The 13,386-nt window shown below is 71.1% G+C and carries 12 protein-coding genes; all 12 read left to right on the top strand.

Going from position 1 to position 13,386, the window contains the following annotated elements; genetic code table 11:
• The first annotated feature begins 30 nt into the window (after positions 1 to 30).
• Complete coding sequence (gene ftsZ / locus J2X59_RS07220) at positions 31 to 1,194, top strand: cell division protein FtsZ (RefSeq protein ID WP_326496200.1); 1,164 nt, start codon at positions 31 to 33, stop codon at positions 1,192 to 1,194.
• An 8-nt stretch (positions 1,195 to 1,202) separates the two neighbouring features.
• A complete protein-coding gene (locus J2X59_RS07215; protein ID WP_326496199.1) occupies positions 1,203 to 1,922 on the top strand; it encodes a YggS family pyridoxal phosphate-dependent enzyme in 720 nt (239 codons plus the stop codon).
• 43 nt (positions 1,923 to 1,965) lie between these two features.
• Positions 1,966 to 2,553 carry a cell division protein SepF gene (locus J2X59_RS07210; protein WP_326496198.1) on the top strand — a complete coding sequence of 196 codons (588 nt, stop codon included), beginning with the start codon at positions 1,966 to 1,968 and terminating at the stop codon, positions 2,551 to 2,553.
• Between the two features lie 73 nt (positions 2,554 to 2,626).
• Positions 2,627 to 2,923 carry a YggT family protein gene (locus J2X59_RS07205; protein WP_326496197.1) on the top strand — a complete coding sequence of 99 codons (297 nt, stop codon included), beginning with the start codon at positions 2,627 to 2,629 and terminating at the stop codon, positions 2,921 to 2,923.
• A 184-nt stretch (positions 2,924 to 3,107) separates the two neighbouring features.
• Positions 3,108 to 3,803 carry a DivIVA domain-containing protein gene (locus tag J2X59_RS07200; protein WP_326496196.1) on the top strand — a complete coding sequence of 232 codons (696 nt, stop codon included), beginning with the start codon at positions 3,108 to 3,110 and terminating at the stop codon, positions 3,801 to 3,803.
• 2 nt (positions 3,804 to 3,805) lie between these two features.
• Positions 3,806 to 4,474: a signal peptidase II gene (gene lspA / locus J2X59_RS07195; RefSeq protein WP_326496195.1), complete on the top strand. Its 669-nt coding sequence runs from the start codon at positions 3,806 to 3,808 to the stop codon at positions 4,472 to 4,474.
• Positions 4,471 to 5,400 carry an RluA family pseudouridine synthase gene (locus J2X59_RS07190; protein ID WP_326496194.1) on the top strand — a complete coding sequence of 310 codons (930 nt, stop codon included), beginning with the start codon at positions 4,471 to 4,473 and terminating at the stop codon, positions 5,398 to 5,400. The genes lspA and J2X59_RS07190 overlap by 4 nt, the downstream gene beginning before the upstream one ends.
• Positions 5,401 to 5,856: 456 nt before the next feature.
• Positions 5,857 to 9,339 carry a DNA polymerase III subunit alpha gene (gene dnaE, locus J2X59_RS07185; protein ID WP_442781417.1) on the top strand — a complete coding sequence of 1,161 codons (3,483 nt, stop codon included), beginning with the start codon at positions 5,857 to 5,859 and terminating at the stop codon, positions 9,337 to 9,339.
• 10 nt (positions 9,340 to 9,349) lie between these two features.
• Positions 9,350 to 10,174, top strand: a complete 825-nt coding sequence (locus tag J2X59_RS07180) for a hypothetical protein (protein ID WP_326496192.1) — start codon at positions 9,350 to 9,352, stop codon at positions 10,172 to 10,174.
• The gene (gene hisD / locus J2X59_RS07175; RefSeq protein ID WP_326496191.1) at positions 10,174 to 11,484 is read left to right on the top strand and encodes a histidinol dehydrogenase; all 1,311 of its coding nucleotides are present in this window, start codon (positions 10,174 to 10,176) and stop codon (positions 11,482 to 11,484) included. The genes J2X59_RS07180 and hisD overlap by 1 nt, the downstream gene beginning before the upstream one ends.
• A gap of 72 nt (positions 11,485 to 11,556) precedes the next feature.
• Positions 11,557 to 12,054, top strand: coding sequence for a transcriptional regulator NrdR (gene nrdR / locus J2X59_RS07170; RefSeq protein WP_066653777.1), 498 nt, complete (start codon positions 11,557 to 11,559; stop codon positions 12,052 to 12,054).
• A 65-nt stretch (positions 12,055 to 12,119) separates the two neighbouring features.
• Complete coding sequence (locus J2X59_RS07165; RefSeq protein WP_442781416.1) at positions 12,120 to 13,127, top strand: quinone-dependent dihydroorotate dehydrogenase; 1,008 nt, start codon at positions 12,120 to 12,122, stop codon at positions 13,125 to 13,127.
• Positions 13,128 to 13,386 lie beyond the last annotated feature (259 nt).

Below are 13,386 nucleotides of genomic sequence, written 5' to 3'. Positions count from 1 at the left end.
GTTGAGGGTTCGACCGGAGGCCCGACTGACGTGACCACGAACCACAACTACCTCGCCGTCATCAAGGTCGTCGGTGTCGGCGGCGGCGGCGTGAACGCCGTGAACCGCATGATCGAGCTGGGCCTCCGTGGGGTCGAGTTCATCGCGATCAACACCGACGCGCAGGCGCTGCTGCTCAGCGACGCCGACGTCAAGCTCGACGTCGGTCGTGAGATCACCCGGGGCCTCGGCGCCGGCGCGGACCCCGAGGTCGGCCGTCGTGCCGCCGAGGACCACGCCGAGGAGATCGAGGAGGCCCTCGCGGGTGCCGACATGGTCTTCGTCACCGCGGGTGAGGGCGGCGGCACCGGCACCGGCGGTGCGCCCGTCGTCGCACGGATCGCGAAGTCGATCGGTGCGCTCACCATCGGCGTCGTCACGAAGCCGTTCAGCTTCGAGGGCAAGCGTCGGCAGTCCCAGGCCGAGAACGGCGTCGCCGGACTCAAGGACGAGGTCGACACGCTCATCGTCGTGCCGAACGACCGCCTGCTCGAGATCAGCGACCGTGGCATCTCGATGGTCGAGGCCTTCGCGACCGCCGACCAGGTGCTGCTCGCCGGTGTGCAGGGCATCACCGACCTCATCACCACCCCCGGTCTCATCAACCTCGACTTCGCGGACGTCAAGAGCGTCATGCAGGGTGCCGGTTCGGCCCTCATGGGCATCGGCTCGTCCCGCGGGGCGGACCGTGCGATCAAGGCGGCCGAGCTCGCCGTCGCGTCGCCGCTGCTCGAGGCCTCGATCGACGGCGCGCACGGTGTGCTCCTGTCGATCCAGGGTGGGTCGAACCTCGGCATCTTCGAGATCAACGACGCCGCCCGCCTGGTGCAGGAGGCCGTCCACCCCGAGGCGAACATCATCTTCGGTGCCGTCATCGACGACACCCTCGGCGACGAGGTCCGCGTGACCGTCATCGCCGCGGGCTTCGACGGCGGCGAGCCGGGCGCGCAGCAGAAGGAGCGTCGCTCCAGCTGGGTCGAGGCGGACTCCGGCGCGTCGTCCGCGGCGTCGTCGGCCGGTACCGGCGCGATCGAGGACACCGCGACCAGCGCGCCGTCCTGGTCGACGCAGGAGCACGAGGCGCCCGTGCGTCGTGCCGCCGACCCGGCGTTCGACGACGACGACGAGCTCGACGTCCCCGACTTCCTGAAGTAAGCCGATCCATGGCAGGTGATGCGCGCCTCCAGACCGTCGACCGCGACGGACTGGAGGCGCGTCTCGCGTCCGTCCGCGCGTCCGTCGCCGACGCCGCCCGGTCCGCCGGGCGCTCGGCCGACGACCTCACGCTCGTCGTCGTGACGAAGTACCACCCGGCGTCGCTGGTCCGCGAGCTCGCCGCACTCGGGGTCACCGACGTGGGGGAGAACCGGCACCAGGAGGCGCAGGCCAAGGCCGCCGAGCTGGCCGACCTCGACCTGACGTGGCACTTCGTCGGTCAGCTGCAGTCGAAGAAGGCGCGGCAGGTGCGCCGCTACGCCGACGTCGTGCAGTCGCTCGACCGCGACTCCGTCGTCGATGCCTTCGCGCCGACCGAGACCGAGCCGGATCCCCGGGTGGTCGACGGTTTCGTGCAGGTCAACCTGACCGACGACCCCGATCGTGGTGGCGTCCAGCCCGACGCGGTCGAGGCGATGGTCGAACGGGTCCTGCGCACCGGCACGATCCGACTCCGCGGCGTGATGGCGGTCGCGCCCCTCGACGAGGAGCCCCGACGGGCCTTCGCGCGGCTCCGCGACGTCTCCGACCGGGTCGCGGCGATCGCCCCCGACGCGACCGACATCTCGGCCGGCATGAGCGGGGACCACGCCGAGGCGATCGCGGAGGGCGCGACACACCTGCGGATCGGGACCGCAATCACGGGAAACCGGCCGGCCGCGCCCTAGCCTCGTTGCAGGGCACCCACGAGCACCGACCTCCGGAGGAACCATGGCGAACCCGCTCAAGAAGACGATGGTCTACCTCGGCCTCGCCGACGAGGAACTGTACGAGGACGAGCAGCAGCAGCAGGCCGCGCCGACGCGCCAGGCCGCCGCCCCTGCCGCGGCTCCCGCTGCAGCTCCGGCCGCGCAGGCTCCGGCCGTCGCTGCGCCCGCCGCCGCTGCCCCGGCGGCAGCAGCTCCCGCAGCGGTCCCCGCCGAGCCCAAGACGCACACCCACCAGCGCGGCGCCCAGGTCACCCCGCTCCGCCGCTCGCACACGACCGCACAGAAGGCGACCCCGGTCCAGGAAATGAACGAGATCCTCACCGTCCACCCGCGCGAGTACAAGGACGCCCAGTCCATCGCCGAGAGCTTCCGCGACGGCATCCCCGTCATCATCAACCTCTCGCAGATGACCGAGTCCGACGCCCGCCGCATGATCGACTTCGCGTCGGGCCTGTCGCTCGGCCTGTACGGCAAGATCGAGCGCGTGACGAACAAGGTCTTCCTGCTGTCGCCGGCCCACGTCGCGGTGAGCGGTGAGCCTGCTGAGGTAGAGTCCGACATCGAGGCGTCCTTCTTCGCCCAGTCCTGAGCCGTACCCCGGTTCACCCCGCCCCGTGCGGTCGCCGTGACGGCGGACGCACCCGAGCCGAGCGAGCCCCATCGTGTCACTGGTCTTCGGGATCCTCTCCTTCGCCCTCCTGCTCTACTTCTTCGTGATGTGGGGCCGGTTCGCGTTCGACATCGTGCAGGCGTACAGCCGCGGATGGCGTCCACGCGGCGCCCTGCTGGTCCTCGCCGACGTCGTCTACACCCTGACCGACCCGCCGATCCGGTTCGTCCGACGGCTGCTCCCGCCCCTGCGGCTCGGGCCGGTCGCGCTCGACTTCGGCTGGACGATCGTCATGCTCGTCGTGATCATCCTCCGGGTGATCGTCGGCGGTCTCGCACGCGGGTTCTGAGCCCGCGCCCACCGCGACACGCGCCACGCCGCGGCGAACGTCGCGGTTCCCCTCCGGCCGCGGTGTACGGTGGTCGGGATCGATGTCCGCTCCGGCGGGCATCCGCACCGCTCGTGGTGGCTGGTAGGTTCGGTCGCGACGCAAGTGGTTCCACACGTTCAGCAGTTCTATTGAGGTGACGGCAATGGCTTTGACGCCGGAAGACGTAGTCAACAAGCGGTTCCAGCCGACGAAGTTCCGCGAGGGCTACGACCAGGACGAGGTCGACGACTTCCTGGACGAGGTCGTCGTCGAGCTCCGCCGCCTGACGGCCGAGAACGACGAGCTCCGCCAGCGCCTGCAGGCCGCCGAGTCGGCGCCGAAGCCGGCCGCCGCCGAGCAGTCCGTCGAGCAGCAGCCCGAGTCGTCCCCCGAGCCCGAGCCGGCCCCCGTCGCCGCTGCTCCGGAGCCCGCGCCGGTCGCCGCCGCCGCTCCGGCGCCGTCGACCGTCCCGGCCGACGAGGACACCGAGGGCACCACGAACCTCCTCACGCTCGCTCGTCGTCTGCACGAGGAGCACGTCCGCGAGGGCATCGAGAAGCGCGACGCGCTCATCGCCGAGGGCACCGCACAGGCAGCTCGCCTGGTCTCCGAGGCCGAGGCCAAGCAGCGCCAGATCATCGCCGACACCGAGAACACCAACCGCCAGCGCGTTGCCGTGCTCGAGGGCGAGCAGCGTCAGCTCGAGGGCAAGATCGACGAGCTCCGCACGTTCGAGCGCGACTACCGTGCGCAGCTCAAGAGCTACATCCAGGGTCAGCTCGCCGAGCTCGACGGGTCCGGCTCGCAGGAGTCCGGCCTCACGCCCGCGCCGGCATCGGCGCAGGGCTTCGGCAACTGACGTTGGTCCGACCAGCACCAACGGCGAAGGTCAGTGTCCGCGCGATCGCGGCACTGGCCTTCGCCGCTGTCGTCGTGGTGGCGCTCGACCAGGGCGTCAAGGCGCTCGTCGTCGCGCACCTGCCCTACGGACAGGTGGTCCCCGTCCTCGGTGACGCGCTCCAGCTGCTCTACGTCCGGAACCCCGGCGCCGCGTTCTCCTTCGCGGTCAACATGACCTGGGTGTTCTCGATCGTGTCGACCGCGGTCGTCGTCGGCATCATCGTGTTCGCCCGTCGCATCCGGTCCATGTGGTGGGCGATCGTGCTCGGCATGCTCCTCGGCGGGGCGCTCGGCAACCTGCTCGACCGGCTCTTCCGCGAACCGGGCTTCGGACGCGGTCACGTGGTGGACTTCATCTCGACGCCGTGGATGATGCCGGCGATCTACAACATCGCCGACTCGTTCATCTGCGTGAGCATGGTCGTCTTCGTCCTGCTCGTCATCGTCGGCGTGAACCTCGACGGCACCCGTGCCCTCTCGGCGAAGCAGCAGCGCGCTGCGGACGCGGCGGCCCGCTCCTCGGTCGCCGACGGGGCGGAGCCGTCCCGCGCCTCCCGTCCGGTGGTGGCGGAGCCCGACCCGCGCGCGCCGCGCGACGGTCGTGACGTCCTCGGGCACGACGCGACGTGAGCGAGCAGCGTTCCCTGCCCGTGCCCGACGGCCTCGCCGGTGAGCGGGTCGACGCGGCCATCGCGAAGCTCCTCGGGTTCTCGCGATCCTTCGCGGCCGAGGTCGTCGCGGCCGGCGGCGTCCGTGTGGACGGCGTCGAGGTCGGCAAGTCCGACCGGCTGCACGCCGACTCCTGGCTCGAGGTCGAGTGGTCCCCGAAGGAGCCCCCGCGCATCGTGCCGGTCGAGGTCCCGGGCATGCGGATCGTGCACGACGACGAGGACATCGTCGTCGTCGACAAGCCGATCGGCGTCGCCGCGCACCCGTCGCCCGGGTGGGACGGGCCGACGGTGCCCGGTGGGCTCGCCGCGGCCGGCTTCACCATCGCGACCTCCGGCGCCGCCGAGCGGGCGGGGATCGTGCACCGGCTCGACGTCGGGACCTCGGGCCTGATGGTCGTCGCGAAGACGGAGCTCGCGTACACGCACCTCAAGCGGGCGTTCAAGGAGCGCACCGTCGAGAAGGTCTACCACGCGCTGGCGCAGGGGCACCCGGACCCGACCTCGGGGACCATCGACGCACCCATCGGACGGCACCCGTCGAGCGACTGGAAGTTCGCGGTCACGGCCGACGGCAAGCCGAGCGTGACGCACTACGAGACGCTCGAGGCCTTCCGGTCGGCGAGCCTGCTCGAGGTGCACCTGGAGACCGGGCGGACGCACCAGATCCGCGTGCACATGGCGGCGACGAAGCACCCGCTCGTCGGCGACACGATGTACGGCGCCGATCCGGTGCTGGCGTCCGAGCTCGGGTTGACGCGGCAGTGGCTCGACGCGGTGCGGCTCGGGTTCGAGCACCCGCGGACGGGCGCGTGGGTGGAGTTCCGGGCCGAGTACCCGGACGACCTGCAGCAGGCGCTCGACCGCATCCGCGCCGCCTCGGCGTAGGCCGGCGGCGGCGCGCCGAGCGGGCCAGATCTGTCACGCTCGGTGCCCTCGCCCGACGTGTTCCGCCCGCTCGGCGGAACACGCGCGGCGTGTCCTGCCCGCTCGTTCGGGCCTGGAGCGGCGTACGTCGGGACTGGAGGCGCGTGGCGGGCCCGCCGCGTGCCTCCCGTCCGCCATCGGGTGGCGTCCCGCGTCGGCTGCCGAGCGGGCCAGATCTGTCGCGCTCGGTGCCCTCGCCCGACGTGTTCCGCCCGAGCGGCGGAACACGCGCGGCGTGTCCCGCCCGCTCGCGATGCGGCGCCGCCGGACGCCGGTCGGCGGGCACGCCGGACACGCGGGGGACGTCGGTGCCGGCGGTTAGAGTTGTCCCGCCCCGCAGCAGTCCCCGTCGTAACCGGAGGTCCCGTGTCGGATTCCGACTCCTTCGTCCACCTGCACGTGCACAGCGAGTACTCGATGCTCGACGGTGCCGCCCGGCTGAGCGACCTGGTCGCCGAGACCGCCGCGCAGGGCATGCCGGCCGTCGCGGTCACCGACCACGGCAACATGTTCGGCGCGTTCGAGTTCTGGAAGGCCGCGAAGGCCGGTGGCGTCAAGCCGATCATCGGCACCGAGGCGTACATCACGCCGCGGACCCACCGGTCGGACAAGACCCGCATCCGCTGGGGTGACGGCGGCGGTGACGACGTGTCCGGTTCGGGTGCGTACACCCACATGACGATGTTCGCCGAGAACACGACGGGCATGCACAACCTGTTCCGCCTGTCGAGCCGGGCATCGATCGAGGGGTACTACTTCAAGCCCCGCATGGACATCGAGCTCCTCGACCAGTACCACGATGGGATCATCGCGACGACGGGCTGCCCCTCGGGCGAGATCCAGACGCGCCTGCGCCTCGGGCAGTACGACGAGGCGCTCAAGGCGGCGGCGGACTACCGCGACATCTTCGGCAAGGACAACTACTTCGCCGAGATCATGGACCACGGCCTCGAGATCGAACGCCGGGTCATCGAGGACGTCGTCCGCATCTCGAAGGACCTCGGCATCCCGCTGGTCGGCACGAACGACCTGCACTACACGCACTCCCACGACGCGAAGTCGCACGCAGCGTTGCTCTGCGTGCAGTCCGGGTCGACGCTCAACGACCCGAACCGCTTCAAGTTCGACGCCGACGAGTTCTACCTCAAGACGCCGCAGCAGATGCGCCACGTCTTCCGCGACCACCCCGAGGCCTGCGACAACACCCTCCTCATCGCCGAGCGGTGCAACGTCGAGTTCGACACCGCCGCGAACTACATGCCGAAGTTCCCGGTGCCCGAGGGTGAGACCGAGCACTCCTGGTTCGAGAAGGAGGTCGCGAAGGGGCTGCAGTACCGGTACCCGGGCGGCATCTCGAAGGAAGTCCAGGACCGTGCCGACTACGAGGTCGGGATCATCAACCAGATGGGCTTCCCGGGCTACTTCCTGGTGGTCGCGGACTTCATCAACTGGTCGAAGAACAACGGCATCCGCGTCGGTCCGGGCCGTGGCTCCGGTGCCGGCTCGATGGTGGCGTACGCGATGCGCATCACCGACCTCGACCCGATCCGGCACGGCCTGATCTTCGAACGCTTCCTCAACCCGGACCGCGTCTCCATGCCCGACTTCGACGTCGACTTCGACGACCGGCGCCGCGGTGAGGCGATCAAGTACGTCACCGAGAAGTACGGGTCCGAGCGCGTCGCGCAGATCGTCACCTACGGCACGATCAAGGCGAAGCAGGCGCTCAAGGACTCATCGCGGGTCCTCGGCTTCCCGTTCGGCATGGGCGAGAAGCTCACCAAGGCGATGCCGCCGCCCGTGATGGGCAAGGACATCCCGCTCACCGGGATCTTCGACAAGGACCACCCGCGGTACAAGGAAGCGGTCGACGTCCGGACGGTCGTCGAGACCGATCCCGAGGCGAAGACCGTCTTCGACACGGCGCTCGGTCTCGAGGGCCTGAAGCGGCAGTGGGGCGTGCACGCCGCCGGTGTGATCATGTCGAGCGAACCGCTCATCGACATCATCCCGGTGATGAAGCGCGAGCAGGACGGCCAGATCGTCACGCAGTTCGACTACCCGGCAGCGGAGTCGCTCGGCCTGATCAAGATGGACTTCCTGGGCCTCCGGAACCTGACGATCATCAGCGACGCCCTCGACAACATCAAGACGAACCGAGGGATCGAGCTCGACCTCGAGACCATGGGCCTCGAGGACGACGCCGCCTACCAGCTCCTGCAGCGCGGCGACACCCTCGGCGTCTTCCAGCTCGACGGCGGCCCGATGCGCGGTCTGCTCCGGCTCATGAAGCCGGACAACTTCGAGGACATCTCCGCGCTCATCGCCTTGTACCGCCCGGGCCCCATGGGTGCGAACTCGCACACGAACTACGCGCTCCGCAAGAACGGCGAGCAACCGATCACGCCGATCCACCCGGAGCTCGAGGAGCCCCTGCAGGACATCATCGGCACGACCTACGGCCTGATCATCTACCAGGAGCAGGTCATGGCCATCGCGCAGAAGGTCGCGGGCTTCTCGCTCGGACAGGCGGACATCCTCCGCCGCGCGATGGGCAAGAAGAAGAAGTCCGAGCTGGACAAGCAGTACGCCGGCTTCGAGAAGGGCATGCAGGACAACGGCTACTCGGCCGCGGCGATCAAGACGCTGTGGGACATCCTGCTGCCGTTCTCCGACTACGCGTTCAACAAGGCGCACTCGGCGGCGTACGGCGTGGTGTCGTTCTGGACCGCCTACCTCAAGGCGCACTACCCGGCGGAGTACATGGCGGCGCTGCTGACCAGCGTCGGCGACGCCCGCGACAAGCTCGCGCTGTACCTGAACGAGTGCCGCCGCATGGGCATCCGGGTGATGCCGCCGGACGTCAACGAGTCGATCGGCTTCTTCGCCGCCGTCGGTGACGACATCCGCTTCGGCATGGGCGCCATCCGCAACGTCGGCTTCAACGTGGTCGACGACATCGTGAAGGCGCGCACCGAGAAGGGCGCGTTCGAGTCGTTCCACGACTTCCTCCGGAAGATCCCGATCTCGTCGGCCAACAAGCGGACGGTCGAGTCGCTCATCAAGGCGGGTGCCTTCGACGAGTTCGGTGACACCAGGCGTGCGCTCGTCGAGATCCACGAGGGCGCGGTCGAGGGCGCGGTGAAGGTCAAGCGCGACGAGGCCAACGGCAACATCGGCTTCGACTTCGACTCGCTCTTCGCCGAGGTGGCCGAGGAGACCCCCGCTGCAGCGCCGGTGTCCCAGGTACCGGACCGCCCGGAGTGGGCGAAGCGTGACAAGCTCGCCTTCGAGCGGGACATGCTCGGGCTGTACGTGTCGGACCACCCGCTCGCCGGTCTCGAGATCGAGCTCGCGAAGCACCAGTCGATCACCATCGCCGACCTCATCGCCGCCGACGACGGCATCGAGGGCGAGACGGTCACGGTCGCCGGGCTCCTGACGAGCGTGCAGCACCGGGTCGCGAAGTCGAGCGGCAACCCGTACGGCATCGTCCAGATCGAGGACTTCGGCGGCGAGATCGGCGTCATGTTCCTCGGCAAGACGTACCAGGAGTTCGGTCCGTCCCTGGTGGCGGACTCGATCGTCGTCCTGCGCGGCCGGGTCAACGTGCGTGACGACGGCAAGGCGCTGCACGCCGTGAGCATGTTCCAGCCGAACGTCGGCGACGCGATGGGGTCCGGCCCGTTGACCCTGTCCCTGCCGGAACGCCGGGCGACGACCTCGACGGTGACCGAGCTGGCCGCGGTGCTCGGCCGGCACCAGGGGGAGACCGAGGTCCGCCTCAAGCTGCTCAAGGACGACGTCGCGCGGACCTTCGAGCTGCCGTTCCCGGTCAGCCTGACACCCGACCTGTTCGGCGAGCTGAAGAGCCTGCTCGGGCCGCGCTGCCTGGTCTGAGGCGGTCGACGTGATCGTTCCCGGAGCACCGCGGCCGTCGGCCGTGGTGCTCCGGGCGTTCGGAGCGGGGGAGCGGCGCCCGCTGCTGCTGCCCGGCGGGCAGGGCACGACGTGGCGCGCGGGCGGGATCGTCCTGCGGCCGCACGGGGACGCCCGGGAGGCTCGGTGGCGGTCCGCCACGCTGGCCCGCCTCGCGCACGCCGACCGCTTCCGCGCGCCGCGTCCCGTGGCGTCGGCCGACGGGTCCTGGCTCGTCGACGGGTGGGAGGCATGGGAGTGGCTGCCGGGCGCGACCGAACCGAGCCGCGTCGACGAGGTCCTCGCCGCCGGCGATGCCTTCCACCGAGCGGTCGCCCACCTGCCCCGCCCGGCGTTCCTCGACCTCGTCGACGACCCGTGGAGTCGGGCGGACCGGATGGTCTGGGGCGGGGCGCCGCGGCCGTCGGGGCCGCTGCTCGACCGGCTCGCAGCGGCGTTCCGGCCGGTCCGAGCGCCGTCGCAGGTCGTGCACCGTGATCTGCTCGGCAACGTGCTCTTCGCCGCGGGGGAGCCACCGGCCGTCTTCGACTGGGCACCCTCGTGGCGCCCGGCCGGGTACTCCTCTGCGATCGCCGTCGTCGACGCGGTCTGCTGGCACGGGGTCCCCGTCGAGCGGCTGCCGGCGCTCGGGCAGCTCGCCGCGGTGTCCGACTGGCCACAGCTGCTCGTCCGGGCGCTGGCGTTCCGCGTCCTCGTCCTGCACGTGCTCGGGGCGTGGGACGACGACCACGCCGAGCGGCACCGCCCCCTCGCGACGGCGCTCCTGTCGGGTGCCGCCGGTACGCTTGACGCCTGATGATGCAGCGAATCGACCTCCGCGGCGGACTGCCCGCCCGTGCCGACCTCCTCCGCCTGATGCCCCGCGCCGTCGGTGACGTCTCGCACGCCGTCGACGCCGCCCGCGCCCTCGTGGACGCGGTCCGGCAGGACGGGGCAGCCGCGCTCCGCGAGCAGGCGGAGCGGTTCGACGGAGGAGCCCCCGAGCACGTCCGGGTCCCCGCCGCCGAGATCGCCGCGGCCGTCACCGGCCTGACGCCGGAGCTGCGCGAGGCCCTGGACGAGGCCATCCGCCGCGTCCGTGCTGCGAGCGCTGCCCAGGTCCCGGCTGCGTCGGTCACGCGCCTGGCCGACGGCGCCGAGGTCCACCAGCGCTGGCAGCCGATGCGTCGCGTCGGGCTCTACGTGCCGGGCGGCAAGGCCGTCTACCCCTCGAGCGTCGTGATGAACGTGGTCCCCGCGCAGGTCGCGGGCGTCGGGTCGATCGCCCTCGTCTCGCCGCCGCAGCGCGACCACGGCGGGCGCGTGCACCCGACGATCCTCGCCGCGGCCGGACTGCTCGGCATCGACGAGGTCTACGCGATGGGCGGGGCCGGTGCGGTCGGTGCGCTGGCGTACGGCGTCGCCGAGATCGGCCTCGAGCCGGTCGACCTGGTCACCGGTCCGGGCAACAACTTCGTCGCAGCGGCCAAGCGCCTGGTGCGCGGGGTCGTGGGCATCGACTCCGAGGCCGGCGCGACCGAGATCCTCGTCATCGCCGACGACACCGCGGACCCCGGCTACGTCGCCGCCGACCTGGTGAGCCAGGCCGAGCACGACGAGCAGGCCGGCAGCGTCCTGGTGACCACCTCGGCCGCGTTCGCCGACGCGGTCGAGGCCGCGATCCCGGAACGGGTGGCGGCGCTGGGGACGGCTGCGCGCCTCCAGACCGCACTCGACGGCCCGCAGTCCGCGATCGTGCTCGTCGACTCGCTGGCCGACGCGGCGACCGTCAGCAACGCGTACGGGCCCGAGCACCTGGAGATCCAGACGGCGGACGACGACGCCGTGCTGGCGGACATCGACGCTGCCGGAGCCGTCTTCGTCGGGCCGAGCACCCCGGTGAGCCTCGGCGACTACCTCGCCGGGTCGAACCACGTGCTGCCGACCGGCGGACAGGCACGGTTCGGGTCCGGACTGTCGGCCTCGACGTTCCTCCGACCGCAGCAGGTCATCCGCTACACGCCCGCCGCGCTGGCCGAGGTCGCGCCGCACATCGTGGCGCTCGCGACCGAGGAACAGCTGCCCGGTCACGGTGCCGCGGTGACGGAACGCACCGGGCGGTCCTGAGCGCCGCCGATCGTCCACAGGGTCGTCACCGCGCCCTGTGGGCGTCGTCGAGCCGATAGCCTGGGACACGACATGTTCTGCCCCTTCTGCCGCCACCCGGACTCCCGCGTCGTCGACTCCCGCACGAGCGACGACGGCACCTCGATCCGTCGCCGACGCCAGTGCCCGAACTGCGGGCGCCGGTTCTCGACGACGGAGACCGCGTCGTTGAACGTCGTGAAGCGCAACGGCGTGACCGAGCCGTTCAGCCGCGACAAGATCGTCTCCGGTGTGCGCAAGGCGTGCCAGGGACGCCCGGTGACCGACGGTGACCTGGCCGTGCTCGCACAGCGCGTCGAGGAGACCGTGCGCTCGTCGGGGTCCAGCCAGATCGACGCGAACGACATCGGTCTCGCCATCCTGCCGCCGCTGCGCGAGCTCGACGAGGTGGCGTTCCTGCGGTTCGCGAGCGTCTACCAGGCCTTCGACACGCTCGAGGACTTCGAGGACGCGATCGCACAGCTGCGCCGCGACCATCACGCAGCCGGGGCCGCAGCGTCCGGCGGTGCCGGCTCGGGCAGCAGCGCGTGAGCGGGGTCGCGGAGCGCCTCGTCCGGAACGGGTACGCGGTCGTCTTCCGGACGGTGTTCGCCAACATGGACCCGGAGCGCGCACACCACGTCGCGTTCGCCGTGATCCGCGCACTGCCGCGGGTGCCGTTCCTGAACGGCACGGTGGAGCGCTACGCCAGGCCAGCAGCTGCCGACGGGATCACGACGATGGGGATCCACTTCCCCTCGCGCTTCGGTCTCGCGGCCGGGTTCGACAAGGACGCCAAGGGCATCGCCGGACTCGGGCTGCTCGGGTTCGGGCACGTCGAGGTCGGCACGATCACCGCGAAGGCGCAGCCCGGCAACGACAAGCCCCGGCTCTTCCGGCTCATCCGCGACAGGGCGCTCGTCAACCGGATGGGGTTCAACAACCACGGTGCCGCCAGGGCTGCACGGCGGCTCGAACGGGCACGACGGCACCCGGGTCGCCCGGTCATCGGTGTCAACATCGGCAAGAGCCGGGTCGTCGCGGTCGAGGACGCGGTCGACGACTACCTCGAGTCGACCCGGCTGCTCGCCCCGTTCGCGGACTACCTCGCGGTCAACGTCAGCTCGCCGAACACGCCCGGTCTCCGCGGGCTGCAGGAGGCCGACCAGCTCCGACCCCTGCTGACGGCCGTCCGCGACGCTGCGGGGCGGACCCCGGTGCTCGTGAAGATCGCCCCGGACCTGACCGACGAGCAGATCGACGCGATCGCCGGGCTCGCGGTGGACCTCGGACTCGCCGGCATCATCGCCAACAACACGACGATCGCCCGCACCGGGCTGACCACGCCGGACGCCGAGGTCGAGGCCATGGGTGCCGGCGGCCTGTCGGGTGCCCCGATCGCCGCCCGGTCGCTCGAGGTGCTGCGTCGGGTCCGCGCCGCGGTGCCGCAGGACTTCTGCGTCGTCGCCGTCGGGGGAGTCACGAGCGAGCAGGACGTGCAGGACCGCATCGACGCGGGCGCCACGCTCGTGCAGGGCTACACGGCGTTCCTCTACGAGGGGCCGACCTGGGCGATGCGCATCAACCGGCTGCGTCGTCGGCGGCTGCGGCGCACAGCGCGGTAGCGGCAGGCGGCACTCGCTCTGCGCCGACCGTGGTGTCGGTGCTCCGCACACGGCCCACTGCCCGTCGGGCTGTTCGCCGGTGCGCCGGTTCGCCGGTTCGCCCACTTTCGTCGCAGGACCCACCGCTCGCTACCGCTCTCGTCGCACGACCTGCCGCTCATGTTCGCTCGGTGCGGCATGTCCTGCGACTGGAAGACCGCAGGACCGGGAGACCGCAGGACCGGGACCGCCGAGCGCCGGAGCGACCGGGAGACCGCAG

Source organism: Curtobacterium sp. 260 (assembly GCF_030803485.1).
Lineage (GTDB): Bacteria > Actinomycetota > Actinomycetes > Actinomycetales > Microbacteriaceae > Curtobacterium.
Note: the sequence above shows the minus strand (reverse complement) of the source record. Positions and strands in the feature narration are given on the sequence as shown.

Bases quoted from the DNA above. Each gene is read 5' to 3' on its own strand.
- J2X59_RS07200 (WP_326496196.1), top strand. From the start codon at position 3,108: ATGGCTTTGACGCCGGAAGACGTAGTCAACAAGCGGTTCCAGCCGACG.
- J2X59_RS07165 (WP_442781416.1), top strand. From the start codon at position 12,120: ATGGACCCGGAGCGCGCACACCACGTCGCGTTCGCCGTGATCCGCGCA.
- dnaE (WP_442781417.1), top strand. From the start codon at position 5,857: ATGCTCGACGGTGCCGCCCGGCTGAGCGACCTGGTCGCCGAGACCGCC.
- J2X59_RS07210 (WP_326496198.1), top strand. From the start codon at position 1,966: ATGGCGAACCCGCTCAAGAAGACGATGGTCTACCTCGGCCTCGCCGAC.
- hisD (WP_326496191.1), top strand. From the start codon at position 10,174: ATGATGCAGCGAATCGACCTCCGCGGCGGACTGCCCGCCCGTGCCGAC.
- J2X59_RS07215 (WP_326496199.1), top strand. From the start codon at position 1,203: ATGGCAGGTGATGCGCGCCTCCAGACCGTCGACCGCGACGGACTGGAG.
- nrdR (WP_066653777.1), top strand. From the start codon at position 11,557: ATGTTCTGCCCCTTCTGCCGCCACCCGGACTCCCGCGTCGTCGACTCC.